A 23,968-nucleotide genomic window follows, 5' to 3' on the forward strand; every position below is an offset into this window, starting at 1 on the left:
TTAATCCGTGAGAGAGAGGCGGCGATAAACGGCCGCGCGTACGCCACATGCGACGCCAATCGGGCCGTGCATGCTGAAGCCCTGCGTGAAGGTGTAGTGGGCAGTGCCGCGCTTCGCGCGATCGACCTCGGCGCGGATGTCGTTGACGTACTGCGCGGTGGCCGGCACGCCGTCGCGTGCGCCGACCGTCATCACGATCTCGAACGTGCCAGGCACGCCGCGCGGCGTCTTCTCGAACCACTCGCGCATGACGACGTTCGCGCCGAACGACGCGCACACGTCGCGCACGGCGTCGGCCGTGCCCTTTTTGCGGGCGATCCGGATCGCGGATTTCACGCGTGCGCGCTTTATCTGCTCGGGCCATTCGTCGCGCCACGTATCGACGCCCATGTGCCAGGCGAGCCAGGGCAGGAAGCGCAGCGGGATTCGATCCGGATCCATCAGCGTGTCGATCTCGACCGGGATGTCGAGCACGTCCGCGTTGGCTTGGGCCAGGCGCCGCTCGAGCACGGTCGCGTTCGGCGGCAGCAGGGAGATGGCCGGCTTAGTCATCGGCCACCCCACCGTCCGTCAGCTCGATACCCGTGCAGTACGGCGCCTGGTCGATCGCGATTGGCACGCCTTCGGCCGGCGTGTCGAGCAGCACCTTCTGGACGCCGGCGACGCGCATCGACGCGTACAGGCCGTCCTTCGTGACCTCGGAACCCGGCCGGTGCATCGATTCGGCGAACTGCAGCGTCTTCTTCTTCGCTTCCGCGAGCGCGACAGCGCGGTCCGGGCCGTTGAAGAAGCGCAGCGTCGCGCGGATAGCGTACGGCACGATCTTCGCGCTCTGCACGATGACCTCGTCGGCCTGCGGCCGCTTCTTCTCCAGCGCCTTTTTGACGATGTCGATCAGCTCCTGGCTCGCCGTGCCGTCGCCTTCGCGAGACAGAACCGTGACGATCATCACGCACGGCGACGGGCTGTAGGCGGTCGCCGCTTTCACGCGCCCGTCAGCGGCGCGCGCATGGAACACGTACGCGTCGTCGGGGCCAGCGACGGAGAAACCGCGCGGCGCGAGCTGGATGCGCTCGCGCAGGCTGTCGTCGTCCTCGTAGACAGGATCGATGCCCTGGTCGGGGTCCCCCGGCGAGATCAGCAGACGGTCGACGTCGAAGAGGGCGCCGATGTGCTCGAGCGTGGTCCGTTTCGCGTACGCGAGCAGGATGCCGCGCGCCTTCTCATTGATGAGCGCGAGCAGCAGCATTTTTTCGTACGCGCCTTCCTGCAGCAGCTTCACCATCGGCTCCGATTCGAGCTCGAGCGTGGCCGCAATGTCGTCCTGCTGTTCCTTCGGATACAGCGAGATCAGGCGTGCTTTTTTCTCGGCCAGGATCGTTTCATAGTCGAGTTCGTCGACGATATCCGGGGCGGGGAGCTGCGACAGATCGATCGGCGTGGTTCTCATGCAGCACCTCGTCCGTTCGTCGCCGGCAGGCGCATGGAGAAGGCGGTGCCCGCGCGCTCGCCTTGCAGCTCGAGCACGGCGCCGCCGTCGATGCCGGTGCTACCAAAGTCCACCTGGTTGACCTGGATGCGCGGTTCCCATCGGGCCAGCGCCATGACGGACGCCGCCATCACGCGCATGCGCATCACTGGATTGACCGGGCCGTCGATCAGTTCGGGCAGGAGCGAGCCGTATTCACGGCGTTCCACTCGCGTGCCGAGCGGCGTGAACAGGATGTCCGCGACGGACTGCTCGATGTGGGCCTGGCCGGCGATCGCGCGGCCGGTGCGTGCGTTCATGCCGATCATGCGCCACCCGCGATCGGCTTCGAGGTCTTGGCGAATTCGCCCTGCGCCTGGTGCGGGTGCGTTACCAGGCTGACGCCTTGCGACCGCACGTCGACGTCGGCGGTCACGGTGCCGGTGAGGTGCGCGCTGCCCTGAATCTCGATCACGGGGCCGCCGCCAGCGCCGCCCCCATTCTTGCCGGTCGCGCCCGATTCGAACGTGAGCGGTCCCTTCACGAGCAGCGAGCCGGTCACGGTCGTATCGTCGGCGTCGAGCGTGACGGATTTCGCCTTGACGGTTGCGGTTTTGGTTTCGACCGTGACGCTGACCGGCGCGGCGACACGCACGGTCGCCCCAGCCGGCAGCTCGGCCATGAGCGAATGCGATGCAAAGTCATACGAGATGCGCGCCTTGTCCTTGTAGACGCGGACGTGCTGCGTCGGGCTCGAGCTGGGCGCATCGTGGCCGTCGCAATAGACGCCAGGGATAAAGAGGCCGGTTGTCGGCTCGCCGGACGGACAGAACAGCAGCCCAGGCTCGCCCTCGGACGGCGGGTCCCATGTGATGCTGTCGCCCGTGCGCTGCGCGAGCCAGCGAATCCAGTCGGTTTGCAGGCCGCCGGATTCCACGCGTACGCGGCGGGCATTGTGATCGACTTCGATCACGGTGCCTTCGCGAAGCAGGTTCTCGATGCGGCGGTTCAGGTCAGCAAAATCATCCATGCACCGAGGATGCCGCGCGCGCGGGAGCGGGTCACGCGCTGGAGGTTGTACAGGGCCGGGCGACAACCAAACCCGGCCGCGCGCGCTACCGCGACGGGGGATTGATGGTCAGGTTGGAGGTGGCGGCGATGTCAGCGCTGGCGAGGCAGCGCAGCGGTCTGCCTTCGATTGGCCGGCTGCGACCCGAAGCGGAAATTCGAGATGCGGATCAGAATGCCCTGAAGCGGACGTTCAGTCAAAACAGCGCTATCTACCTAGTTTAGGGTTTGGACTCGCGGCCCGTCGCGAACTGCGTCAGCAGCGCTTGCATCGCGTCCGGGTCAGATGGTTCACGGGTCTCGACGTGCGGCAGGTATGTCGCAGAGTCGGCGCCCCAGTCGAAATACAAGCCTGCCCTCGGTGTCTCTAACGAAGCGGCAATTTGCGATGTAATCTCAAGCTCCTGGGTGAATAGCAGCTTGTGGTGTCGATCACCGAGTATCCGCGCGAAGACTTCGAGCCGATAGTGTCCGGCGGTGAACCTAAAGTGACCGCCGTCTTCAGGCGTAAGAAAGTGGTGGTTTGCCCCGACGCCTATTTCACCAACGAACAGGCCACTGCCCCTTACGAGCTTTTCGTCGCCGTGCACCCAGATGTTAAATGTCTGGTGTGTCTCGTTCCGATGAACGGCCACATGCATGCTCTCGATGATTCGCCCGCGTTTAGATGTGGAAAATATCAGTGTCCGAAAAAAGACCTTCGGCAATGGCGCTCGCCCTCGGGAGCGAGGCACATCAGGCCCGAAGAAGATCACGGTGGGCTGCGTCATGAGCACAGTACCGCGTCGAAAGAGCGTCAGCCAAGCCGTCGTTGCCGACACGAACAGTGCAAGAACCGAAATTGCAAGGGCAACTGGATTAGACATATTGCCTCCGAGTGGATGCCCGGATAGTGCCATATCTGTATGAGGCATCGTAAAAGCTAGAGAACATTAATACGCGCTGGCCCTTCAGCGCTTTGTCTCGTCAAGATACGAAGTCTGTACGGGCGTACCTGAAAGCCGCAATTCGTGACCGGCAGCTTATGGCTGAAGCCGGTCCGACGTAGGTTTGGGCTGACGGATGACGACGAATACCTGCTGCATGTCGCACTACCGCGACAGGTGATCGAGGATGAGGTCGGCGATGGTGGCGACGTCGGCGTCGGCGAGACCCAGCAGCTCGCGCGCTGGATACTGGACTACCGGGCCGTTGCGCTCGACGCGATCGCGCAGGCCCTCCTGGTGGACGCGTGCAATGCGCTCGACCTGGCGCGTGAAATGCAGGACCGAGGCGTCGGCGGTCGACGCGGTTTTGAGGAAACGCGCGGTGCGCAGCTTTGCGAACATCGCGCGCCGGATGCGGCCCTTCTTGCGGCGGGCCTGCGGCTTGCGAGGCTCGTACCGGCTGCCGTCCGGGTTGCGCGCCTCGGCGATGCGTCGCGAGTGACGCCGGCGCAGCTCGACGGCCAGCCCTTTCGCCAGGACCGCACGCTGCGCGCTCGTGAGCTGACCGAGCAGGCCGGACGCCCATTCCTCGGCGCGGGACAGTCGGTCGACCATCAGGCCCCCGCGATCGGCGGCTCGCCGAAGTGGCGAATCTCGTAGCCGTCCGGCTGCTCGATGACGCCGACGCGCTCGGTTAGCTTCAGGAGAATCTCGACGTCGGATTTGCCGTTGTCGAGCATCTCCGCCTGGAACTTGAACCCGTCTCGGCAGAGGTCGCGGTTCAACAGCAGCTCGGGCTGGTGGATCTTCAGCCAGGCGATGATCGGCACCATCAGGTGATCCGAATGGCCGGCGTAGTCGGTTACGACGATGTCGAGCGTGTACGCATACTCGAACGACAGAGACTTCGCAGCGGTGACGGCAATCGACCCGTGTTCGATGAAGATGTGCAGCCGGTCGGGATTGCGCGCGAACTCGGGCAGGGCGGCGGTGAGCGCCGTGCGCAGGCTGTCGGGCTTGTTCATGGGGCTGGTTCCTCCTGCGGCTCGTCGAGATCGCGCACGCGCGCCTGCAGCGCGATCAACTGCTCGGCGTTTTCGTGACAGGTGGTGTAGTTGCCGGCGACGGTGGCGGCGACGGCAGAGAGCGCAACGCCCGAGGGGGCCGCATCAGCGTTTCCGGGATCGCCCACCGGCACGTTGGCGATGGCGCCGTCGTGCACGCGGACAAAGCCGACAGGGACAGTACAAGCGCGATCGGCTTCGCGATCGACATAGACGGGAACCTCCTTGATGATGGTGTCGCCCTTTTCGCGGACGACCTGGACGCGGTCGACGTACTGCGTGATGATTTTGACGTCACGGCGTGCCGCATCGCGCTCGGCCGTCCGCGCGCGCATGTCGCGCGCGAGATCGTCGACGCGCTGGCCGGCGTCGACCAGGCGCGCATGCTGGATCGCGATGACGACGACCGCGGTGGCCAGCGCGATCGCGCCGACGACGAAGATGCGGGCGCCGGTCGTCACGCGGCCGCCCGGCTGTAGCGGTCAAACGCCCGTTCGAGTTTCACGTCGTACAGGTTTTCGGCGTATGCGCGGCCGTTGTACAGCTCGGCGAACTTCGCCCACTTTCGGCCGCGCAGTGCGGCGAGCAGCGTCTTGTCGGCGAGGATGAAACGGACGAACGCCTCGAGCTGCTCGGCCTCGCTGACCTTCATTGCGTCGACGAACGCGAACACGTGCGGGTAGCCGAGCGCCTTCCAGTGGAACCCCATGATTTGAAACGCGCCCCAGCTCGTCGCCTCGAGCGCGCACGCGGCCGAAATCTGCGACGCGCTTGCCAGGCGCGCATATTCCGCCGCGTCGCCGGCGTAGCCGCCGCGCTTCGGGTTGACCAGGGCCGGATACTTCGCCGCCAGCGCGTCCGCGTCCATGCCGGCCGCCGCGAGCTGGCGGTACATGATGTGCCGTTCGTACAGGATCACGGGTCGGCCGTCCGGCAAGAAGCCGGCGCCGTGCGATTCCACTTCGTTGACGGCGCGCACGGCCGCGAGATCGACCTGCAGCCGATCGGCCGCGCGTTGCAGATCCGCGTCGGTCAGGTGTCGCGGGTCGCGCCGACCAGCCGCGAGCGTCGACCAGGTCTTCGAGCCGGCGATGCCGTCGGCGACCAGGCCGTGCGATGTCTGGAACGCCATCACGGCGCTACGGGTTGCGCTGCCGTAGATCGCGTCGGTGTCGATGCGTGCGCCGGTGGCGACGAGCTGGCGCTGCAGGTAGCCGACGTCCGCGCCACGGTCGCCCGGGCGAAGGGTCTTATACATGGCGCCCCCACACCTTGAATTGCAGCACGCGCGCGATCAGCGAGTCTCGCGGGTTGCCACGGTGGAACAGCTCGACGACGTTGCCGCGCACACCGTACACGGCCAGGCATAGGACGCCGACCAGCACCGTGTCGGCGAGGTTCGCCGGCGGCAGCATGCCGAATGCCGCGCGGATCGGCGCCGCGCCGGCGGCGACCGCGATCGCGTAGGCTAGGCACGACGCGAGCGGCCGATGGGCGCTCGTGCCGCGACGGAACAGCACCAGGCGCAGCGCGAGCGCGGCGCACAGCAGCACGTAGAGGATCGTGAGCATTACTTTTCCCTCCCCTTGAACACGTTCAGCAGCCGGTCGGGCGCGTCGGCCTGGGCGATCAGCCACAGCAGCAGTTTCACGACGAGTGCGGACGCGATCAGCGCGCCGATGCCGGCGTGCACCTCAACGCGGGCCGGCAGCACCGCGTCGAGCGCGGCGGCGAACAGCTCGGCCGTGAGGCAACCGGCGACGAACGAGATCACGAAGAACGCGATGCGCTTCGGAATCGACGGGTCGGCGGCCGTCATCACGAACAGCAGCGAGCCGGCGAACGCGCCCATGACGACGTTGGCGTCGACGCCCGGAAACAGCGACAGCGTGGCGACGCCGAGCGCCGCGACCGTCGCGGACGACGTGGAAATAGGTTCAGCCATTCTCAGTCCCATAACTGGAGCCGCTCGGCGCCGGATTGCGCCGCTTGCGGTACTTCGTCGGGCAGCTCGACGAGCAGCCCGTGAGGCAGGATCGGGCCGTACTGCGCCAGGTCCCGGTTGAGGTCGAGCACCGTTTCGACGACGCCGCGCGTGCGGCCGAGCACGCGCCAGCACAGCGCATCGACGGTTTCGCCCTGCAGCGCGCGCACCTCCATCAGATCAGCTCCACGGTGACGCGCGGCTGGTCGACGATGTCGCTGATTGCCCACCGGGCGTCGCGGCGCAGCTCGTCGCCCTGCGGCTCGAGCTCGTCGGCGCGGCGCGCACCGTCGGCCGTCGTGTCGTAATCGCGGTACCGCTCGATGAGCGTCGCCTTCGCCAGGCAGTACACGGCGCGCCGGTAGTGCTGCAGCAGGACGCTTTCGTCGTCGAGCCGGTCGGCCGGCACGTCGGCGAGCCGCACGATGCCGGCATCGCGCCACGCCGCGCGGGCGCTGCGCAGCTCGTCGTTCACGCTCGCGATCGCGGCGAGCAGCTCGTGCCGCAGGCGTGCATCGGTGACGGAACCGTCGAGGCGCATCGTGTCGCGCGCATGCTCGAGCGACACGTCCGGGTAGAACGGATCGTTCTTGATCGGCTTGGCTGACTCCGTTTCCGCCGGCACACGCGACAGCGGCGGGGTCGAGACAAAGGTCATGGTCGGGCTCGTCGGGTTGAGAGGGTGAGGCGGTGGACGGGGCTTTCGCGCGGACAGTGCCGGCTACGGCCCCGTGCCGCCTGGTGCGCGGGGTACGCTCGGTGTCAGCCACCGGGGCCGGACTGGCCCCCGGTGGCGGAATTCTTCAGCTCGCGCTCGAGCCGCTCGATGTCTTTCTTCACGCCGACGTTCGCGAAGAGCTGCAACGCGCGGCGTAGATGGTCGAGTGCACGCGCGGGATCGGAATCGGAGAGACCGTAGCCGATCGCCTTGTGCAGCTTCGCGCGCACTTCGTCGGGCATGTCGGACGTTGCCGTGAGCCGCTCGATCTCGACGAGCGGCTCGACCTGGATCGCATCGCCGGCGCGATGGGCGCGCAGCGCGGCCTCGGCGAATTCCTCGACGAGCAGACACGGCGTGCTGCGTTTGTACTGGTCGGGCAGCGGGAGAGCGTGCTGCAGCGCGTACGCGCCGATCTCGAGCGCGCCCTGGTAGTCGCCGACGTCGATGCGCCACACCATGATCGTCATCAGCACGTCGTCCTGTGCGCCGGCCGCGCCGTCCAGCACGCCGGCGACCCACGCGTCGTATGCGGGTAGAAACTGCCGCTTCAGGTCGGCCTTGCGCTCGAGCGACTCGACGGCCTTCAGCGCCCGGCGGTGTTCGTCGAGCTGCGCGAGCATCAGCGTGTACGCCGAGTCGTCGCGCAGCCCGCCGACACTCGTCGGCGTACCGCGCGCGGCCGTGGCCGCGACGGTGCGCTGGAAGTGTTGGCGGAACGGGTTCGTCATGCGCCACCCTGCGGAGCAGCCGGGGCAGCGTCGACGAGCTGGATGTCTTCGACCACGCAGCCCGCGCCGTACTGCTCGATCACGTACGCGTCGTTCGAGCTTTCATAGTTCTCGATGCGATCGCGCTCGGGCACTTCCTTCAGCGAACGCCGGCGCGCACTGATTTGCCAGTAGATCGACAGGTTGTCCAGGCGCGTGACCATCAGCGCATGAGCCGGGAAGTACGGAACGCTGACGGCCGGCAGGTTGCCGATACGTTTCTGCGAGACGACGATGTCGGTTGCGAGCGTTTCGGTCGACGGCTGCGCCTGGTTGATGAGCGGGAAATACTTGTCCTGGAGCAGCTCGCGGCCGCAGATCACGACGAGATTCGGGTCTTCGGCGTACCACGGGTCGAGGAACTCGTTGCGCGCGAGCGAAACGACCGCGTCGAGATTCTTGAATTCCGCACCCTTGCCGATCTTCACGCCCGAGAACACGCGTTGTTTCGCGTTGTTGCGGTACTGCTGCAGCCAGCCGATGTTCACGTCCTGCAGCAGCGGGTTCGCGTTGAGATCGGTGTCGGCCGCAACCTTGACGCCGTTCCAGCCGATCATGATGCGATCGAGCGCCTGGCGCACGATGATGGAATCGCGCACGCGCGCCTGAAAATCCGGGAACTTCGCCCACGCGTCGAGCTGCTGGTAGCGAATATGGGTGTCGTAGTCCGTCTTCTCGCAGCGATATTTCTGGTTGTCGAGTGCCGAGACGTCGCGAGTCTCACGCGCGCGCTTGGTCGTATCGGTTCGGCTTGCGATCGGCCCGGACACGCCGAGGCCGATCTTCTCGCCTTCCATTTCCTCGACGCCGTGGATGTTGATGCGGCCGAGGAAGCTGCTCGATTCCTGAATTTTGGTTTCGAGCGTTTGCTGCACGCTCGGCACGACCGAAAACTTCTTCGTCGCATCGCCGACGCCGTTCAGTTCCTGGATGCGGGCCAGGTACCGGTTGTACTGCTCGCGGGTAGTGTTCCGCATGGGTTCTCCGTCTTTCGAAAATGGGATGAGGGTCGGTTAGCAGTCGGTCTGCGCCCCGCTGTCGCTGCCCGTCGACATCGGCCGCTGTTGCTCGCTGCTGTCGGTACGCGACAGCTTCTGGACCAGGTCGCTGTGGCGTTTGTCGCCGTCCTTCTGCGCCCGCTTCAGTTCATCGAAATTCGTGTTGAACTTCTCGAGCTGCTCGAGCACCTGGCTCTGGCTTTCGGCGAGCGCGACGACCGATTGCGACAGGTCGGAAAAACGCTGGTCGTCGGAGGCTTCCTTTCGGTTCAGCAGGCCGCGCACCTTCGAGAACAGCGACTTGCCTGCGTCGTTGGTGCGCGGTGCGTCGTCCTCGATCTCGATGTCGGCTTCGACGGCAGCGCTGAAGAGGTTTTCCGGGCGTTGCTTACGCGTGTCGAATGTCTTGTGCTTCGCGCTGAAGGCGAGCATGTCGGTGCCAAGACTCGCCGGGTTGTCGGTGACGGCCAGGCCGACCAGGTACGCCTCGCCGGTGTCGGCGAAGTCCGGGTCGACCTCCATCGACGTGTAGACCTTCTGGCGTTGCTCCGTGGTCATTGCGACCAGGTCTTTCGTCGGGGAGAGCTGCGCGAGCAAACGCATCTTGCCGTCTTGCTCTTCGGCCTTGAGTGCGATCACGTCGCCATACGCGCGGAACGTGCCATCCGGGGTGTAGCCGCGAATGTGTTCCATGTTGATGCGTGCGCCGTACGTCTTCGGGTCGTAGCTGCTCGCCATCTGTTCGAGCATCGCGCGATCGATCGTGCGGCCGTCCGTCGTCGCGCCTTCGGTCGCGATCCGGAAAAACTTCGTCTTCTTTGCGTCCTGTGCCATGTGCGAATCCGCTGAGAGGGGGCTGTGTTCAGGGATTCCAGTGTCGGCAGTTCGAACCGACGTCGCAACGCATGTTGGTTGTGCGCGCAACCGATACAACCGTGTGCAGTAGGGCCTACGCGCGCGCGTCGGTAGCCTTGCTGCATGACTGCACTTCCCATCGATTCAACCGACGTTGATCCACGCCGACGCGCACGCGACCTGTACTGGCAGGGGTATCGCATCGCGCGTATCGCCGAGCTGCTCGGCGTGAAGCCTGCCACGCTCTATAGCTGGAAAAAGCGCGATGGATGGGACGAGACGGAACCGATCGATCGCGTCAACATGACGATCGAAGCGCAGTTGATAAAGCTCGTCACGAAGGAGGCGAAGGAAGGGCGCGACTACAAGGAGATCGACCTGCTGACGCGTCAGCTCGACAGGTTGCGATCGCGCCCAGCGAACGACGCGAAGGTGAGCGAATCCGGGAGCACGGGCGGCACGCGCCGGTCACGCAGCTCGGACGATCGCAACGCGTTCAGCGAAGAGCAGATCGAGAAGTTGAACGATGCGTTCCTCGAATCGATCTTCGACTATCAGCGCACCTGGTATCGGGCAGGCTTCAAAGAGCGCATTCGCAACATCCTCAAGAGCCGGCAGATTGGCGCGACCTGGTACTTCGCACGCGAGGCGCTGCTCGATGCGCTGAACACCGGCCGCAATCAGATTTTTCTGTCGGCCAGCAAGGCGCAGGCGCACGTGTTCCGGCAATACATTGTCCAGTTCGCGAAGGATGCGGTTGGCGTCGAGCTGCGCGGCGATCCGATGGTGTTGCCGAACGGCGCGACGCTGTACTTCCTCGGGACGAACGCGCGCACCGCGCAGAGCTATCACGGCAACCTGTATTTCGACGAGTATTTCTGGGTGCCGCGCTTCCAGGACCTGCGCAAGGTTGCGTCCGGTATGGCGATTCATTCGCAATGGCGACAGACGTATTTTTCGACACCGTCGAGTCTCGCGCACGATGCGTACCCGTTCTGGTCCGGTGCGCTGTTCAACCGCGGCCGACCGAAGGATCAGCGCGTTTCGATCGACATCTCGAACGCTGCGCTCGCGGCAGGCCGCGCGTGCGCGGACGGCCAGTATCGGCAGATCGTGACCGTCGAGGATGCCGTGCGCGGCGGCTGCAACCTGTTCGACCTCGAGCGCCTGAAGCTCGAATACAGCGCGGACGAATACGCGAACCTGCTGCTGTGCCAGTTCATCGACGATTCGCTGTCGGTCTTTCCGCTCGCGACGTTGCAGACGTGCATGGTCGACACGTGGGAGGTGTGGGACGACTTCAAGCCGCTGTACATGCGCCCGTTCGGCGACGAAGAGGTGTGGATCGGTTACGACCCGTCGCACACGGGCGACAGCGCGGGCTGCGTCGTGCTGGCGCCGCCGAAGTACCCCGGCGGGAAATTCCGCGTGCTCGAGCGGTTCCAGTGGCACGGTCTGGACTTCGAAGCGCAGGCCGCGCAGATCGAGGCGCTGACCAGGCGCTACCGCGTGACCTACATCGGCATCGACACGACAGGGATCGGGCAGGGCGTCTATCAGCTCGTCACGAAGTTTTTCCCGGCCGCGACGGCGTTCCACTACTCGGTCGAGATCAAGACCGCGCTCGTGATGAAGGCGCAGAACGTGATCCGCAAGGGCCGGATCGAGTTCGACACGGGGTGGAAGGATCTCGCCGCTTCGTTCATGGCGATCAAGAAGACGATCACGCCCAGCGGGCTGCAGGTCACGTACAAGGCAAGCCGATCCGAAGAGGCGAGCCACGGCGACCTGGCCTGGGCGTGCATGCACGCGCTCGCCAATGAGCCACTCGAGGGCGCCACGGGCACCAATACCGGATTCATGGAGATTTTTGATGGCAGGTAAGTATCGACGCGGCGCCGGGCGCCGCACGCATAGCCGCGCCGAGCCGGCAGCCGATTCGACGTCGGCGCCGGCGCCGCGCGCAGAGGCTTTTTCGTTTGGCGATCCGATCGAAGTGATGGATCGGCGCGAGCTGCTCGACTATGTCGAGTGCATGCGGATGGGAAACTGGTATGAGCCACCGCTGCCGCTCGACGGGCTCGCGCGCTCGTTCCGGGCCGCGCCGCATCACAGCTCGGCCATCTACGTGAAGCGCAACATCCTTGTGCAGTCGTACATCGAGCATCCGCTGCTGTCGCGGGCCGACTTCAGTCGGTTCGTGCTCGAGTACCTGGTCTTCGCGAACAGCTACCTCGAGCTGCGCACGAACCAGCTCGGCAAACCGATGGCGCTGAAGTCGTCGCTTGCGAAGTACACGCGGGTCGGCGTCGAGCCGGATCAATACTGGTTCGTGACGAACGTGCGCGAGCCGTATGCGTTCCCGAAGGGCGCGGTCTATCACCTGTACGAGCCGGACCTGAACCAGGAGATCTACGGGCTACCCGAATACCTGTCGGCGTTGAACTCGACCTGGCTGAACGAAAGCGCGACGCTGTTCCGCCGGCGCTACTACAAGAACGGCAGCCACGCCGGCTTCATCATGTACATGACCGATGCGGCCGAGCGTCAGGAGGACGTCGACAATCTGCGTACGGCGCTGAAGAACGCGAAGGGGCCGGGCAACTTCCGGAACCTGTTCATGTACGCGCCGAAAGGAAAGAAGGACGGCATCCAGCTCCTGCCGATCGGTGAGGTCGCGGCGAAGGACGAGTTCTGGAACATCAAAAAGGTGACTGTCGAGGATCAGCTCGCGGCGCACCGAGTGCCGCCGCAACTGATGGGGATCATCCCGTCGAACGCGGGCGGGTTTGGTGACGTGGAGAAGGCGGCCGGGGTATTCAATGGCCTCGAGATCGAGCCGCTGAAGGCGCGGCTCCGGGAGCTGAACGACTGGATCGGGACCGAGGTCGTGCGGTTCAGAGACTTCGAGATGCCGAAGGGCTGACGCCCGAGCGCACACCAGGCAAAGCAAAGCCGCCGGGCACTTCGGTGCCGGCGGCTTTTTTGCGTCTGTCGCTCGTGCGGGGCCTCGGCGGATTAGGGCGCCTCAGAGCGGCCGCCGCCGGGATGCGCCCCCAAGGGCTGCAGCTGCCCGTCCAGGGCCGTGGCGGGGCGCCTGACGCGTCAGAGGCGCCGGTCCAAGGGCCCCACCCTGTCCCTGGGATGACGCTTCAGACCTGGCGCGCGCAGTTGTGACCCCGCCCCACCTGCCCGCAAAAACGAGTGGTTTTTATGCACTCATGCGCCGGGCGCTCTGGGTCGCTCGGCGCGGGCCGCGCGGCGGTTGGCGGGCCGATTCTTCTATGCAGATTTATGCGCCCTAGTTATGCAGTCTAGGCACTCGACCCGAGATCGCGTTCCTCGCATCATGCGGTCAGGCCTGCCGGGCACTTACCAATTCGGTAAAGCTGGCAACGTCCATCAACCAACGTTGTTGAGTTGCTGTGTAGGTTTCATGCAGCTTGCGTGGTAAGACGAGCTGTAGACGCTTCGCCTGCATTTCGTCGGTTTGATGCGTGGAAATTGCTGTTTCAAGCGTCAGCAGATGCTTATCAGCGATGCGATCCGCCTCGGCGAGTACTTGCCGCCATCTATCCTTGCAGGTTGACTTGACCCCCAGCATGGTCAGCTTCAACGGATCGAATGCTGGATTGTGATATGCGGCATAGCCAGGGAAGATGAAGTCGGGTTTGGCTTTGTTCTCGGTTACTGCAGTTCGCGCATATTGAATACCGCATTCCGCAAACAGGAGTTCGAGGTGATTCTCAAGGGCAAGACCGACGCGGCTCTTGCGACGGTTCTGGACTGAAAGGGAAAACGACAGGAAGCCGTCGACATCAACGCCGGATTTCGCATTGGCCGCAAAGCCTTGCGAAAGGCGGTCGGCGATCAGGTAACGCTCAAGCGTTCGGAACAGGATTTCCTCACGCTCCATCCAAGCCATCAGCACCATGTCCGGCGCATCTTTGGGGTTCAGGTCTTTCAGGGTTGAGCGAGCGTAAGCGGAGAATTCGCGAGTAGTTGGGAAGCGGCCAGCGAAACGCTTCAACATCTCTTCAAGATAAGTTTCCTCGGATGCCTCAACGGCAATGCCGATATTTTCGAGAATGAAGCGGGATGCGAACTCGATACGGTCTTGTTCGGTTTCCAGCTCGGATTTTACGGAGAATCCAGGGTGAGCCAAATCGGCAAATCCAAACAGCCATTCAATCTGGCGGCCGATACTCGATCCGTTTTCGGCAATGATGACGAGCAAGCCGCCGTCGCGCTTTTTGGCGATGAACAGCAAATCACCTTCGCTGGCGTTCAGCGAGACGGTTGTGGTCGGAAAGTAGAACCGGAACTCCGGGCTGCGCGGTTTTCCGTTACGAAGCTGCCCCTTTCGGCAGTTGTACAGCGTCAGAAAGGCATCCTCGACGATAGGATCGGGATCGTCATCATCAAGGTAAACATAGCGCGCGGGCAGGCGTGTATTTTCTTCGGGACGCCCCATGAATTCGAGCATGCGCGCGATGGCTTGATATTCATGCTGGTTCGAGCGTGTTTCGTCTGCTTCTACCGCGCTTAAGCGCTTCGCAGCGACCCCTTCAAAATATTCTGACAGGTAACCCGGCTTCATCCCCGAAGCTCCGTTGTTGGCGCGTCGCCGCCAAGCCAGTCTGCAAGGCTCTTCGCAACGCTCTCGATGTCCTTGTTTGCGCCGCGTAGAGCGCATTCCCAAACAATCCCTACTCGCCACCCTTCTGCAAGCAGAGTGGTCAGTGCCTTATGGTCATTGGCACGGTTACGGCCTATTTTTTCGCGCCAGAAATCCGGGCGCGTTCCGGGCCATTTAAACAGTGAGCAGTCGTGTCCATGCCAGAAGCATCCGTGTACGAAAATAACCGCATGGTAGCGCGGCAACACAATGTCGGGTTTTCCGGGCAAGTCACGAACGTGAAGTCGAAATCTAAAGCCCTGACGATGCAGCAGACTGCGAATGAGAATTTCTGGTTTCGTATTGCGTCCCCGTATGCCGGACATCATCCGGCTACGGGTGGCGCTGTCGACTACGTCAACCATTACGTGAAAAGTGGAAGGGTCGACGGAGTACCGTCACGCTCTTCGGCGACGAGCGCCTGAATGTGCGGCGCCATGATACGAGCAACTTCCTTCATCACAGGCATCACGACGCTGTTGCCAAACTGCCGGTACGCTTGCGTATCGCTCACCGGGATTCTGTACGTATCGGGAAAACCCATAAGCCGCGCGCATTCTCGCGGAGTCAAGCGGCGCGGACGCTTACCTTTGCCTTGATAGACGAGAATTTCCGAGCCGTCCTTGTGATACCGAGCCGATAGCGTGCGTGTGACGCTTTCCGGGTACGCCATTCCGAAACCAAAGCCGTTTCCCGCGGCGCGATGTTTTTCGGCGTACGCTTGCAGGTAGGTCCAGAGATTCGGCGTCAGCGTGTATTTCGACTGCACCTTGCGCTTTTCATGATCGAAGAATTTCTCACCGTCCCACGGAAGCACGGGCTCGCTGCCATCTGTTTTGTGCAGAATGGATGCGAGGCGAGGCCCTTCTGCAGGCAAGCGCAGATCGTCCCATGAAAAGCCGGTCTTCTCCCGAAATCCAACGATGACGATTCGCTCACGGTGCTGTGGAGTGAAGTGCTGGCCATCAATGATTCTGTAATGCACGTCATACTTCAGCTCGTCTCGCAGGGTTTGCAAGATGACGGCGAAAGTGTTGCCTTTATCGTGCGACAGCAGGTTCTTCACGTTTTCCAACACGAAGGCTGCGGGCCGCTTCTTTGCGATGATGCGGGCAACGTCGAAAAAAAGCGTCCCCTGAGTTGTGCACTCGAAGCCGTGCGGGCGTCCTAGCGAGTTCTTCTTGCTGACCCCCGCGATGCTAAACGGCTGGCAGGGGAACCCAGCGAGCAGCACGTCGTGGGTCGGCACATTTCCGGCAGGAAACGGCACGATGTCGCCGACGAAAGGATGGTGGTCGCCGAAGTTTTCGACGTAGGTCTTCTTCGAGAAATCATTCCACTCGCTGGTGAATACGCATTCACCACCGTGAGCCTCAAACCCTAGGCGGATGCCGCCGATTCCAGCAAACAGGTCGATGAAGCGGAATCGGTTATTGGTCGCGCCTGCGCCGCTAGGTTGCGCAGTCTCCAGCATATCGCGCAACGCGGGCTCGAGCATGGCCGGACATGGCGTTTCGCCCTTCTCCCAGCGCCGAACGGTCTTCGCGTCCTTGCCAACGTGTTCTGCGATTTCGCGTTGTGTGAAGCGGCTACGGGCCTGTTTCAATAGTTCGAGTGGTTGGGCCTGGGTCATATGTTGTACTCGCTGGGTATTTTAGCGGACATTTTGACCTTTAAATGTCCCATCGTCCAGGTTTTTCGATAGTCGGCGGCCGTGGCCATTGACCAACCACGAAACAGTGGGCTGCCTCGGAACCCCAAGGCCGCCCACTGGCACTAGTTCGACGCGTCTTGGCTGCTCAGTCGGGGCGTCTTGTGAAGCTCGATCCAGTAGCCGGGGAGCTCGTCGTCCGGCACATTGAAGCGCCGCAGCCAAGCTTCGCTCGCAACGGTGGTGCTGAGAAGAGGGGCGGTGCTGCTGACCGTGCCATCTTGCAAGCTGTCGATCGTGTCGGCGACGATGGCGCGCAGTGCCTTGTTCAGTAGGACGTACGCGGCCGGCGGCGCCGGCGGTTGCCCTTCACCCGTCGATACGCCCGTTTGCGGTTCTGTCCCGGCCTGAATGATTAGCCCGCCATCGCCGAGAGGAGTCTTTCGATACCAGTCGGGCGGCAGCATCAGCCCGGCGGCGCCGCCCGCCTTGCGAACGAGATCTGCATCAATCGCGGTCAGCCAGTCGACGGTCTTCAACTTGTCGGTCAGGTCGCGCACGCACGTGCGCCGTGGACTGCCGACGTCGAGGCCGGCCCCATACTGCCGCGCCCAAAAATACTCGCTCGCTTCGTTCGGATCGCGCCCCATCGGGGGGAGGTTGACCGCGTATCCGCCGTGTCCATGCACGGGGCGCAGCCAATCCGCGAACTCGGAAAACAGGCGCTCAAACGCGCCGGGGGCGAGCTGCAGGAAGCTGCGCGGTACGGTGAACGACATGACGTCGAGGCTGCGCCCGAACTTCGCTTCCCAGTCTTCGAGGCAGAACACGGAGAAATCGTAGAAGCCAGCCGCGAGCTTGTGATCCGCGCTGGTCGTGGTCGATACGAGCGCGGCGCTACTCGGCAGGCGCTTCGCCAGATCGAGGAGGCTGGGAGATTTGTCAAACGCGACGGGCGCTTCACCCTCTGCGTAGAACCATCGCATCGGGCCGACCTTCGGCGCGTCGCGACCTTCGGCCTGCGCCAATGCTGCCTCGTACTTGGTGATGACGTCGAGATAGCGGTCGTAGCAACGCGCCAGCGCTTGGCGCACGGAATCCGCGTAGCCGTTTCGGAAGTACAGGACGCCACGCACCACGAATGCAGCGCCTACGATGCCCTTCTGATAGGCCGGCTCGAACAGTCCGTACGGCAGGGTGTCGCGGCGCTTGGGGTCGTTGGCCCATGCGGTCAGTTCGTCTTTCGTCATGGTATTCAGGGGAGCGCGAAGCCGGGGACACCCGGCGGGAGATGCGGGGGTGAGGCGGGCAGCGCGCGGTTCGGCCCGGCCGGACTGACGCCGAAAATCGACTCAGCGTCGGATTGCGTTTGCGTCGATCGCGCGGCCTTCTCGTCCGGCTTGTCGTCGCCGCATCCGCAGTCGGCAGGTCGTAGCGTCACGACCTTTTTGTCACTGCCGGCGATTCGCACGTATGCCTCCTTTTGACGATCGCCGTATGAGTCCTCGAACTTCATTTCGACGACCGTCTTGATATTCGATTGCTCGGGAGGCAGAGCCGGGTCGCGAACGATCACGACGTCGGGGCGACGCGTTTGATCTAACCCGGCCTGCTTCCCCTGGCGGTAGCCTTTCATGCCGCCCGGCCAATTATCGCGTATCCACTCGACCACGGAATCAGGGCGCAGCGGGCTCGTGTCTTCCATGATCGGGACCGGAGGCGCCGGCGGTGTCGGGCTCATGTCGTAGCTGACTTCCGGCAGGTATTCGGTTGGGCCGCCGAATGCTGCACGAGATGATTCGTTCATCGCGTCCAGCCGTTGAGCGACGCATGCTTGCCGGAGTGTTCTCGACCTCCCGCGCTTGTCCGGGCGCGTCGCAACGCCGACGCGCGCACAAGGGCACATGACCCCGCAGAGCACTTCCTTATCCTTGCCGGACAGGCGGCCGTCGAGCCCGACGACGGTTGTGTTGCCGTCCCCCTTGCTCGCGCCGGCGGCCGAGCTGCTCGAATAATCGGTCATGCCTTGCTGGTGCCCGGTTGACGGAACGAGAGCGACGCGGCCTGCTGCGTGTTCAACCAGTCCGTATGGCCGTCTGCGTCCGTCGTGCCGTGGATCGTTTGGCCGTCGGTCGACGTGACCGTGTACGGGTGGTTAGGGATCGGGCGCCGCGTGTTGTCGTCGACGACTTGAAAGCGCCCGCGATTTGGCCCGTCGTTCTGTGCGACCACGCTCTTGCCGCCGCCGACTGGGGCACCGTTACCCCCAGTGGGAGAGGCTGTCGTCGTGCTCTGCGAGGCGATAAGCGTTGCGCCGCACGCAGTGATATCGCCCTCGGTTACGACCGGACGACCGTTGAACGTCATGTGAAGTTCGTTCTTCACTTTGACGATCGGAAACAAGCCGCCGCAACGCGGACACGAAACCATATCGCCAAGCAACGCGATCGCCTTTCCGTCGTCAGTATTTGTCGGATCGCTGGCGATAACGCGGCCGCCGTGCGAGGTCGTGTCGCCGTCCCGAATGAACGCAAATCCCATCGCAATTCCTCAGAATAGTTTGCGGTGAAATCTAGCACGCTCGGATCACGTGACGCCCTGTCATTAATGCCGGGGCACTAGCGTGAAGTGCCCCTTGGATGCCCGTTTCCAATCCGTGGCGGAACCTTGCCAGATAAGGCTCAGCAGACCGTGGAATCGACTGTTTTGGAAACGCGATAATGCGCTAAGTCCTTGCAATCCTTGACAATTTCAAGTGCTTTGTAATCATCAGGTGGCGGGTTCGAGTCCTGCAGCCGGCACCAAATCCGAAAAGGGGTTACGGAGTTTTCCGTAACCCCTTTTTCGTTCACGGGGCTGCGTGCCGCGATGTCGCGAGCGCTGTCGTTACCCCCTTTTTCTTGTCACGCCCGCGTCACGCCGCATCTCTAATGTTGCACGTTCCCGCCGCGGCAGCATTGTCGCGATCGGGGTGTGCGTGACCGCATCCGACGCCGTGCCCGCGTCGCGCAGGATCACCCGGGATCTCGCTTCCGGCAGCGCATCGGCTTCTGCCTCCATCCATTCCATTCGAAAACGTGATCGACGCCGATCGAATGCATCGCGGACGATCAGGAGACATGGACCATGTTGAGTCCGCATGAATTCTCTATGCTGCTGCGCATTGCGCGCGCGCCCGACAGTGTCGACCTCGCGAACCCGGCCTTTGCCGTGCTCGTCGAAAAGCGGCTGGTCGACGACACGCAGGTACGCGTAGACGAGATAGCGGCGCGCCCGGCGCTGACGCCGATTGGCCAGATGCTGCTTGCCCGCTTCGACGAGGCGGCCTGACGGAAAACGGAAAAGAGGAAGAAGGAGGCAAGACGCTTGCATCTGCGCGTCACGCCTTCGCCGCAGCGAAAAGCGTGACGCATTGAGCGCGCGCCGAACCGCTTACTGCGCGACCGGCACCGTCACGTCGCTGCCGAACCAGTGCGTCGAGATCTTCTTCAGCGTGCCGTCCTTGCGCAGCGACTCGAGCGCGTCGTTGATCGCCTTCTCGAACTTCGGGTTGCCCTTGCGGAACGGGATCGCCATCTCCTGCTTGCCGCCGTTCAGCACCGCCCCCGAGCGCAGCGGCAGGTTCGACGTCTTGATCATGTACGGCAGCATCAGCCGATCGTCGAGCGTCGCTTCGATCCGACCCGCGGCGAGGTCGCGCAGCTTCTCCGGCGCGCCCGGATACGTCTGCACCTCGATGCCCGGCACGCTGCGCGCCATCTGGTCGTAGTTGGTGCCGAGCGTCACGCCGAGCTTCTTGCCCTTGAAGTCCTCGAGCGACTTGAAGTTGCGCGTGTCGTCCTTGCGCTGGATCAGTTGCGCGGCCGAGTACGTGTACGGCTCGCTGAAGTCGAGCGCCTCCTTGCGCTGCGGCGTGATCGTGACCTGGTTGACGATCACGTCGAACTTGCCGGCCTGCAGCCCCGCGATGATGCCGCTCCATTCGGTCGGGACGAACTGCGTCTTCACGCCGAGCTTGCCGGCGACCGCGTTCGCGACGTCGACGTCGAAGCCTTCGAGCTGGCCGGACGTGCCGCGCGAGTTGAACGGCGGATACGTGCCTTCGAGGCCGACCCGCAGCACGCCGGCTTTCTTCACGGAATCGAGCAGGTCGTCCGCGTGCGCGGCGACGGCCGTGAAGCCGAGGGCCGACGCGAGCAGCAGGCCTGACAGCAGGAACTTCGAACGTTTCATCGCAGATCTCCAGTGGTCAGCAGGGTGTTGTGGTGAGCGCCGGGCACCGGGCGCTGACCGGCCTCGGTGGGCCGCAATACGGGCACGTAGACACTACTCGCAACCGCGCCGCACCGGAAGTCGAATTGGCCCTGATTGCACTCGATTTCAGCGGATTGAAGGCGGCACTGCAGTGTGACGGCAACGGCTGTCCACGGCGACTGCCTGCTCGACCCGTTCGCCGTGGGCATTCGGGATCCGCTTAAAAATACTCTTTTAAATCAGGCCATTTTTCCGATTCGGGCCGTGATTTGTCTGTAAAATCGCGCGAGCGAAATCGCTCAGCGCGCCATCCGAGGGCGCGTCAAAAGAAGAAAAGGCCGTTGCCATGAACATGCAGAACACTGTTGCCGCATTGCGCGGCGGGTTGCTTCAGCAGGACCGGCTGCTGAAGCTCGACACCCCGTTGGGGGCGAACGTGCTGACCGTGCAGCGGGCGGTCGGCCGCTCACGCATCGGGCGCGCGTACGAATTCACGCTGGACGTGCTGTCGACCGACAGCGATCTGGAGCTTAAAAAGCTGATCGCGCAGCCGGTCACGTTGTGGATCCAGCAGGGCGATCGCAGCTACCGGCCAGTGAATGGCTACGTGCACACCGCGCGTCGTCTGGGCGCCGACGGCGGGCTCACGACCTATCAGCTCACGTTCGCCGATTTCACCCATTTCCTGAAGTTCCGTCGCGACCAGCGGATCTGGAACGATACGACCGTCGACCAGATCATCAGCGACGTGCTGGACCAGCATCCGCAGGCGAAGGGCCATTTCCGCTTTGCGCTGTCGAAGCCGCTGCCGAGCCGTTCGTACACGCGCCAGCACGATACCGACTGGCATTTCGTGCACCGGCTGATGGAGAGCGAAGGCCTTTACACCACGTGGCAGCAGGCCGACGACGGCAAGTCGCATACGCTCGTGATCACCGACAACCTGCAGGCGTTTGCGCCGCTGTCGCCGCAGGCCGTGCGCTTCTATCACGGCGGCGCGGCGAGCGAAGCCGACGCGCTCACGCAATGGTCGGGCACGCGCACGCTGCAGAGCGTGACCCGAACGACACGCACGTTCGACTACAAGAATCCGTCGCAACCGTCGAACCCGAAGGGCACGACGCTGCCGACGATGGCCGGCCAGGGTGAATTGCCCGACCAGCTCGAAGTCTACGAATACACCGGTGCGTACACCTATCTGGACCAGACGCGCGGCGACCATCTGACGAAGATCAAGATGGAGCAGTGGGAGTCGGAGGCGAAGCGCTTCCACGGCGTGGGCGGCGTGCGCGCGATCGATGCGGGCCGGCGCTTCACGCTGGCGGGCCATCCCGAACACGATCGCGATCCGGCCGATCAGCGCGAATTCGCGACGATCGGCGTCGAATGGTGGATCGAGAACAACCTGCCCGTCGCGAGCAGCAGCGCGGATTTTCCGTACAGCCTGCGCGATGCGTTGACGCAGGCGCAGGAAGGCTATGGCGCCGACCCCGCGTTTCGCGTGCCGCACGACGACGGCTCGGTCGGCTTCTATCTCGTCGAGGTCGAAGCGCAGCGCGTCAGCGTGCCGTATCGCAGCCCGTTCGAACACGAGAAGCCGAAGATGCATCTCGAGACGGCGATCGTCGTCGGGCCGCAGGGCGAGGAAGTCTATACCGACGAGTTGAACCGGATCCGCGTGCAGTTCGTGTGGGATCGCCTGAACCCGGGTAACGAAAACGCGTCGTGCTGGGTGCGCGTCGTGCAGTCGGATACGGGCGGCGGCTATGGCGGCGTGCATGTGCCGCGCATCGGCGAGGAAGTGCTGATCGACTACGTGGGCGGCGACTGCGACCGGCCGCTGGCCGTCGGGCGCGTATACAACGGCGCGAACCAGCCGCAGTGGCATAGCGACGGGATTCTGTCCGGATATCGGTCGAAGGAATATTCGGGCGGCGGCTACAACCAGCTCGTGATGGACGACGCGACGGGGCAGAACCGCGTGCAGCTCATGAGCAGCAGCGCGAACAGCCTGCTGCATCTCGGCTACATCATCGACCAGAACGGCAATTCGCGCGGGTCGTATCTGGGCAGCGGCTTCGACCTGCGCTCGGATGCGTACGGTGCGGTGCGGGCGAGCCAGGGCCTGTACGTCACCACCCATCCGAAGGCGGCGAACAGCCAGCCGCTCGACGTGAAGGAAGCGCAGCAGCAGCTCGTGACGGGCGAGAGCCTGATCGAGGCGATGTCGGGCGTGAGCGAGCAGCATCAGGCGGAAAGCCTGAAGGAAGCGCACGACACGATGCGCGCGTTCACCGACGCGACGCAGGACAGTGCGTCGGGCAACGCGTCCGGCGGACGTACGGCGGGCGGCGGCACCGGCAGCGCGAATGCGTTCAAGGAACCGGTGATGCTGTTCGGCAGCCCGTCGGGGATCGGGATGTCGACGCAGCAGTCGCTGCACATCGTCGCGAACGATCACGTGAACGTCGCGAGCGGGCAAAGCGTGCATGTCGCGGCGGGCAAGTCGCTGATCGGCAGCATCGGGCAGAAGCTGAGCCTGTTCGTGCAGAACGCGGGGATGAGGCTGTTCGCGGGCAAGGGCAAGGTCGAGATCCAGGCGCAGTCGGACAACGTCGAGGTGACCGCGCAGAAGGCGGTAAAGGTTGTGTCCGCAACCGACCGGATCGAGATCGCGGCCGATCAGGGGATTCTGCTGACGAGCGGCGGCGGGTATATCCGCATCAAGGACGGCAACATCGAGATTCATGCGCCGGGCGCCGTCGATGTGAAGGGGGCGTCGCACACGTTCGCCGGGCCGGCGAGCATGGGGTATCCGTTGCCGAGCCCGCGGCCGGATCAGCCAGGGCAACTCGAACTGTTTCACAAGTACGTGAACGGCGAGGCGGTGAAAGGCGGACTGTTCACGGTGAAGGACGTGAACGGCGCCGTGCTGAAGAAAGGTGCACTCGACAACAGCGGCAATACGGTCGTGAGCGGGTTGCCGCCCGGCGCGGTGCGCGTCGAATTCGGGAAGGACCCACGCGAGTCGGATCAGCCGGCGAACTATTTCAAGCAGGTGAAGTGGCCGGCGGAGCCCGTGCAACCGTCGGCGGAAGCCGCGCAGGCCGCGGCGAGCGGACAGCTCGCGAGCCAGTTGCAGGGGATGGCACCGGCCGCGACGACGGCTGCGATGGGGCTGGTGGGCGGCGGCAGCGCGGGCGCGGCCCTCGGCGGGCTCGCGAGCTCGGCATTGCCGGCTGCTGCGACCGCGTTGGGCGGAGCCGGCGTTGCGTCGGCGTTGCAGACGGCCTCGAGCCTGAGCGGTGCGGCGAAGCAGGTGGCCGGGATGGTTCAGGCCGCCCGTCAGGGCGGGCTTGCCGCGCTTGCCGCGCCGGCTGCGAATGCCGCGTCGGGCGCGTTGCAGAGCGCATTGCCGGGCGTCGCCGGCATCGCCGGGAAGGGCGCCACGACCGTGGCGTCGGCCGCAGGCGCGACGGGCATGAAGCTGCCGACGAGCGGGTTCGGCGGACCGCTGAAATCCTGAGAGGGCGG

28 protein-coding genes are annotated in these 23,968 nt (G+C 64.0%); 4 read left to right on the forward strand and 24 right to left on the reverse strand.

The annotated features are described in order from the left end of the window. The 16 genes from HWX55_RS27160 to HWX55_RS27235 form a co-directional block, all read right to left on the reverse strand. A complete protein-coding gene (locus HWX55_RS27160) occupies positions 1-552 on the reverse strand; it encodes a phage tail protein I (protein WP_175977953.1) in 552 nt (183 codons plus the stop codon). Then, positions 545-1,450 carry a baseplate J/gp47 family protein gene (locus HWX55_RS27165; RefSeq protein WP_175977954.1) on the reverse strand — a complete coding sequence of 302 codons (906 nt, stop codon included), beginning with the start codon at positions 1,448-1,450 and terminating at the stop codon, positions 545-547. The genes HWX55_RS27160 and HWX55_RS27165 overlap by 8 nt, the downstream gene beginning before the upstream one ends. After that, positions 1,447-1,797 (reverse strand): GPW/gp25 family protein, encoded by a 351-nt coding sequence (locus HWX55_RS27170; protein WP_175977955.1) that lies wholly within the window; start codon positions 1,795-1,797, stop codon positions 1,447-1,449. Before HWX55_RS27170 ends, HWX55_RS27165 begins: the two co-directional genes overlap by 4 nt. Further along, on the reverse strand, positions 1,794-2,498 hold the full coding sequence (locus tag HWX55_RS27175; RefSeq protein WP_175977956.1) for a phage baseplate assembly protein V: 705 nt from the start codon (positions 2,496-2,498) through the stop codon (positions 1,794-1,796). Before HWX55_RS27175 ends, HWX55_RS27170 begins: the two co-directional genes overlap by 4 nt. A gap of 259 nt (positions 2,499-2,757) precedes the next feature. Further along, positions 2,758-3,402, reverse strand: a complete 645-nt coding sequence (locus tag HWX55_RS27180) for a hypothetical protein (protein WP_175977957.1) — start codon at positions 3,400-3,402, stop codon at positions 2,758-2,760. A 225-nt stretch (positions 3,403-3,627) separates the two neighbouring features. Next, positions 3,628-4,077: a phage virion morphogenesis protein gene (locus tag HWX55_RS27185; RefSeq protein WP_175977958.1), complete on the reverse strand. Its 450-nt coding sequence runs from the start codon at positions 4,075-4,077 to the stop codon at positions 3,628-3,630. After that, positions 4,077-4,487 carry a phage tail protein gene (locus HWX55_RS27190; protein WP_175977959.1) on the reverse strand — a complete coding sequence of 137 codons (411 nt, stop codon included), beginning with the start codon at positions 4,485-4,487 and terminating at the stop codon, positions 4,077-4,079. Before HWX55_RS27190 ends, HWX55_RS27185 begins: the two co-directional genes overlap by 1 nt. Further along, complete coding sequence (locus HWX55_RS27195) at positions 4,484-4,987, reverse strand: hypothetical protein (protein ID WP_175977960.1); 504 nt, start codon at positions 4,985-4,987, stop codon at positions 4,484-4,486. The genes HWX55_RS27190 and HWX55_RS27195 overlap by 4 nt, the downstream gene beginning before the upstream one ends. Continuing rightward, positions 4,984-5,784 (reverse strand): N-acetylmuramidase domain-containing protein, encoded by an 801-nt coding sequence (locus HWX55_RS27200; protein ID WP_175977961.1) that lies wholly within the window; start codon positions 5,782-5,784, stop codon positions 4,984-4,986. The genes HWX55_RS27195 and HWX55_RS27200 overlap by 4 nt, the downstream gene beginning before the upstream one ends. After that, the gene (locus tag HWX55_RS27205; RefSeq protein WP_175977962.1) at positions 5,777-6,097 is read right to left on the reverse strand and encodes a phage holin family protein; all 321 of its coding nucleotides are present in this window, start codon (positions 6,095-6,097) and stop codon (positions 5,777-5,779) included. The genes HWX55_RS27200 and HWX55_RS27205 overlap by 8 nt, the downstream gene beginning before the upstream one ends. Further along, positions 6,097-6,471, reverse strand: coding sequence for a putative holin (locus tag HWX55_RS27210; protein ID WP_012327676.1), 375 nt, complete (start codon positions 6,469-6,471; stop codon positions 6,097-6,099). Before HWX55_RS27210 ends, HWX55_RS27205 begins: the two co-directional genes overlap by 1 nt. Before the next feature lie 2 nt (positions 6,472-6,473). Next, entirely contained in the window at positions 6,474-6,686 is a 213-nt protein-coding gene (locus tag HWX55_RS27215) for a tail protein X (RefSeq protein ID WP_175977963.1), read from the reverse strand. Next, on the reverse strand, positions 6,686-7,168 hold the full coding sequence (locus HWX55_RS27220) for a head completion/stabilization protein (protein WP_175977964.1): 483 nt from the start codon (positions 7,166-7,168) through the stop codon (positions 6,686-6,688). Before HWX55_RS27220 ends, HWX55_RS27215 begins: the two co-directional genes overlap by 1 nt. Positions 7,169-7,272: 104 nt before the next feature. Then, positions 7,273-7,959 (reverse strand): terminase endonuclease subunit, encoded by a 687-nt coding sequence (locus HWX55_RS27225; RefSeq protein WP_175977965.1) that lies wholly within the window; start codon positions 7,957-7,959, stop codon positions 7,273-7,275. Continuing rightward, a complete protein-coding gene (locus tag HWX55_RS27230; protein WP_175977966.1) occupies positions 7,956-8,975 on the reverse strand; it encodes a phage major capsid protein, P2 family in 1,020 nt (339 codons plus the stop codon). Before HWX55_RS27230 ends, HWX55_RS27225 begins: the two co-directional genes overlap by 4 nt. Before the next feature lie 36 nt (positions 8,976-9,011). Then, entirely contained in the window at positions 9,012-9,830 is an 819-nt protein-coding gene (locus tag HWX55_RS27235) for a GPO family capsid scaffolding protein (RefSeq protein WP_175977967.1), read from the reverse strand. A 144-nt stretch (positions 9,831-9,974) separates the two neighbouring features. Between HWX55_RS27235 and HWX55_RS27240 the strand changes: the two genes are divergently transcribed. Both HWX55_RS27240 and HWX55_RS27245 read left to right on the forward strand, forming a co-directional pair. Further along, positions 9,975-11,735, forward strand: coding sequence for a terminase ATPase subunit family protein (locus HWX55_RS27240; protein WP_175977968.1), 1,761 nt, complete (start codon positions 9,975-9,977; stop codon positions 11,733-11,735). Continuing rightward, the gene (locus HWX55_RS27245; protein WP_175977969.1) at positions 11,725-12,777 is read left to right on the forward strand and encodes a phage portal protein; all 1,053 of its coding nucleotides are present in this window, start codon (positions 11,725-11,727) and stop codon (positions 12,775-12,777) included. Before HWX55_RS27240 ends, HWX55_RS27245 begins: the two co-directional genes overlap by 11 nt. Before the next feature lie 429 nt (positions 12,778-13,206). Here the strand turns inward: HWX55_RS27245 and HWX55_RS27250 are convergent, their stop codons facing one another. The 7 genes from HWX55_RS27250 to HWX55_RS27280 all read right to left on the reverse strand — a co-directional run bounded on the left by HWX55_RS27250 (position 13,207) and on the right by HWX55_RS27280 (position 19,249). Then, positions 13,207-14,451 carry a type II restriction endonuclease gene (locus HWX55_RS27250; RefSeq protein WP_175977970.1) on the reverse strand — a complete coding sequence of 415 codons (1,245 nt, stop codon included), beginning with the start codon at positions 14,449-14,451 and terminating at the stop codon, positions 13,207-13,209. Next, positions 14,448-14,894, reverse strand: a complete 447-nt coding sequence (gene vsr / locus HWX55_RS27255) for a DNA mismatch endonuclease Vsr (protein WP_175977971.1) — start codon at positions 14,892-14,894, stop codon at positions 14,448-14,450. The genes HWX55_RS27250 and vsr overlap by 4 nt, the downstream gene beginning before the upstream one ends. Beyond that, on the reverse strand, positions 14,894-16,162 hold the full coding sequence (dcm, locus tag HWX55_RS27260; protein WP_175977972.1) for a DNA (cytosine-5-)-methyltransferase: 1,269 nt from the start codon (positions 16,160-16,162) through the stop codon (positions 14,894-14,896). The genes vsr and dcm overlap by 1 nt, the downstream gene beginning before the upstream one ends. 143 nt (positions 16,163-16,305) lie before the next feature. After that, positions 16,306-17,430 carry a DUF3396 domain-containing protein gene (locus HWX55_RS27265; RefSeq protein ID WP_175977973.1) on the reverse strand — a complete coding sequence of 375 codons (1,125 nt, stop codon included), beginning with the start codon at positions 17,428-17,430 and terminating at the stop codon, positions 16,306-16,308. A gap of 5 nt (positions 17,431-17,435) precedes the next feature. Then, positions 17,436-18,203 (reverse strand): nuclease, encoded by a 768-nt coding sequence (locus HWX55_RS27270; RefSeq protein WP_175977974.1) that lies wholly within the window; start codon positions 18,201-18,203, stop codon positions 17,436-17,438. Next, the gene (locus HWX55_RS27275) at positions 18,200-18,721 is read right to left on the reverse strand and encodes a PAAR domain-containing protein (protein WP_175977975.1); all 522 of its coding nucleotides are present in this window, start codon (positions 18,719-18,721) and stop codon (positions 18,200-18,202) included. Before HWX55_RS27275 ends, HWX55_RS27270 begins: the two co-directional genes overlap by 4 nt. 345 nt (positions 18,722-19,066) lie before the next feature. After that, a complete protein-coding gene (locus HWX55_RS27280; RefSeq protein WP_175977976.1) occupies positions 19,067-19,249 on the reverse strand; it encodes a hypothetical protein in 183 nt (60 codons plus the stop codon). A gap of 57 nt (positions 19,250-19,306) precedes the next feature. Here HWX55_RS27280 and HWX55_RS27285 point away from each other — a divergent pair, with 57 nt between their 5' ends. After that, on the forward strand, positions 19,307-19,510 hold the full coding sequence (locus HWX55_RS27285; protein ID WP_124557214.1) for a hypothetical protein: 204 nt from the start codon (positions 19,307-19,309) through the stop codon (positions 19,508-19,510). Between the two features lie 102 nt (positions 19,511-19,612). On the opposite strand, the gene HWX55_RS27290 is transcribed toward HWX55_RS27285, so the two are convergent. After that, entirely contained in the window at positions 19,613-20,413 is an 801-nt protein-coding gene (locus HWX55_RS27290; RefSeq protein ID WP_050013111.1) for a cystine ABC transporter substrate-binding protein, read from the reverse strand. 367 nt (positions 20,414-20,780) lie between these two features. On the opposite strand from HWX55_RS27290, the gene HWX55_RS27295 reads away from it, so the two are divergent. Beyond that, on the forward strand, positions 20,781-23,960 hold the full coding sequence (locus HWX55_RS27295; protein ID WP_175977977.1) for a type VI secretion system Vgr family protein: 3,180 nt from the start codon (positions 20,781-20,783) through the stop codon (positions 23,958-23,960). Positions 23,961-23,968: the final 8 nt, after the last annotated feature.

The sequence above is a fragment of the Burkholderia sp. BCC1047 genome (genome assembly GCF_902833155.1).
GTDB classification, from domain to species: domain Bacteria; phylum Pseudomonadota; class Gammaproteobacteria; order Burkholderiales; family Burkholderiaceae; genus Burkholderia; species Burkholderia sola.

Excerpts from the sequence above, each read along its gene's own strand:
- dcm (WP_175977972.1), bottom strand. The coding sequence starts at position 16,162 with ATGACCCAGGCCCAACCACTCGAACTATTGAAACAGGCCCGTAGCCGC.
- HWX55_RS27235 (WP_175977967.1), bottom strand. The coding sequence starts at position 9,830 with ATGGCACAGGACGCAAAGAAGACGAAGTTTTTCCGGATCGCGACCGAA.
- HWX55_RS27280 (WP_175977976.1), bottom strand. The coding sequence starts at position 19,249 with ATGGAATGGATGGAGGCAGAAGCCGATGCGCTGCCGGAAGCGAGATCC.
- HWX55_RS27175 (WP_175977956.1), bottom strand. The coding sequence starts at position 2,498 with ATGGATGATTTTGCTGACCTGAACCGCCGCATCGAGAACCTGCTTCGC.
- HWX55_RS27215 (WP_175977963.1), bottom strand. The coding sequence starts at position 6,686 with ATGGAGGTGCGCGCGCTGCAGGGCGAAACCGTCGATGCGCTGTGCTGG.
- HWX55_RS27240 (WP_175977968.1), top strand. The coding sequence starts at position 9,975 with ATGACTGCACTTCCCATCGATTCAACCGACGTTGATCCACGCCGACGC.
- HWX55_RS27180 (WP_175977957.1), bottom strand. The coding sequence starts at position 3,402 with ATGTCTAATCCAGTTGCCCTTGCAATTTCGGTTCTTGCACTGTTCGTG.
- HWX55_RS27245 (WP_175977969.1), top strand. The coding sequence starts at position 11,725 with ATGGCAGGTAAGTATCGACGCGGCGCCGGGCGCCGCACGCATAGCCGC.
- HWX55_RS27290 (WP_050013111.1), bottom strand. The coding sequence starts at position 20,413 with ATGAAACGTTCGAAGTTCCTGCTGTCAGGCCTGCTGCTCGCGTCGGCC.
- HWX55_RS27230 (WP_175977966.1), bottom strand. The coding sequence starts at position 8,975 with ATGCGGAACACTACCCGCGAGCAGTACAACCGGTACCTGGCCCGCATC.
- HWX55_RS27205 (WP_175977962.1), bottom strand. The coding sequence starts at position 6,097 with ATGCTCACGATCCTCTACGTGCTGCTGTGCGCCGCGCTCGCGCTGCGC.
- HWX55_RS27270 (WP_175977974.1), bottom strand. The coding sequence starts at position 18,203 with ATGACCGATTATTCGAGCAGCTCGGCCGCCGGCGCGAGCAAGGGGGAC.
- HWX55_RS27265 (WP_175977973.1), bottom strand. The coding sequence starts at position 17,430 with ATGACGAAAGACGAACTGACCGCATGGGCCAACGACCCCAAGCGCCGC.
- HWX55_RS27225 (WP_175977965.1), bottom strand. The coding sequence starts at position 7,959 with ATGACGAACCCGTTCCGCCAACACTTCCAGCGCACCGTCGCGGCCACG.
- HWX55_RS27220 (WP_175977964.1), bottom strand. The coding sequence starts at position 7,168 with ATGACCTTTGTCTCGACCCCGCCGCTGTCGCGTGTGCCGGCGGAAACG.
- vsr (WP_175977971.1), bottom strand. The coding sequence starts at position 14,894 with ATGGTTGACGTAGTCGACAGCGCCACCCGTAGCCGGATGATGTCCGGC.
- HWX55_RS27165 (WP_175977954.1), bottom strand. The coding sequence starts at position 1,450 with ATGAGAACCACGCCGATCGATCTGTCGCAGCTCCCCGCCCCGGATATC.
- HWX55_RS27295 (WP_175977977.1), top strand. The coding sequence starts at position 20,781 with ATGAACATGCAGAACACTGTTGCCGCATTGCGCGGCGGGTTGCTTCAG.
- HWX55_RS27275 (WP_175977975.1), bottom strand. The coding sequence starts at position 18,721 with ATGGGATTTGCGTTCATTCGGGACGGCGACACGACCTCGCACGGCGGC.
- HWX55_RS27160 (WP_175977953.1), bottom strand. The coding sequence starts at position 552 with ATGACTAAGCCGGCCATCTCCCTGCTGCCGCCGAACGCGACCGTGCTC.
- HWX55_RS27250 (WP_175977970.1), bottom strand. The coding sequence starts at position 14,451 with ATGAAGCCGGGTTACCTGTCAGAATATTTTGAAGGGGTCGCTGCGAAG.
- HWX55_RS27185 (WP_175977958.1), bottom strand. The coding sequence starts at position 4,077 with ATGGTCGACCGACTGTCCCGCGCCGAGGAATGGGCGTCCGGCCTGCTC.
- HWX55_RS27200 (WP_175977961.1), bottom strand. The coding sequence starts at position 5,784 with ATGTATAAGACCCTTCGCCCGGGCGACCGTGGCGCGGACGTCGGCTAC.
- HWX55_RS27170 (WP_175977955.1), bottom strand. The coding sequence starts at position 1,797 with ATGATCGGCATGAACGCACGCACCGGCCGCGCGATCGCCGGCCAGGCC.
- HWX55_RS27190 (WP_175977959.1), bottom strand. The coding sequence starts at position 4,487 with ATGAACAAGCCCGACAGCCTGCGCACGGCGCTCACCGCCGCCCTGCCC.
- HWX55_RS27285 (WP_124557214.1), top strand. The coding sequence starts at position 19,307 with ATGTTGAGTCCGCATGAATTCTCTATGCTGCTGCGCATTGCGCGCGCG.
- HWX55_RS27210 (WP_012327676.1), bottom strand. The coding sequence starts at position 6,471 with ATGGCTGAACCTATTTCCACGTCGTCCGCGACGGTCGCGGCGCTCGGC.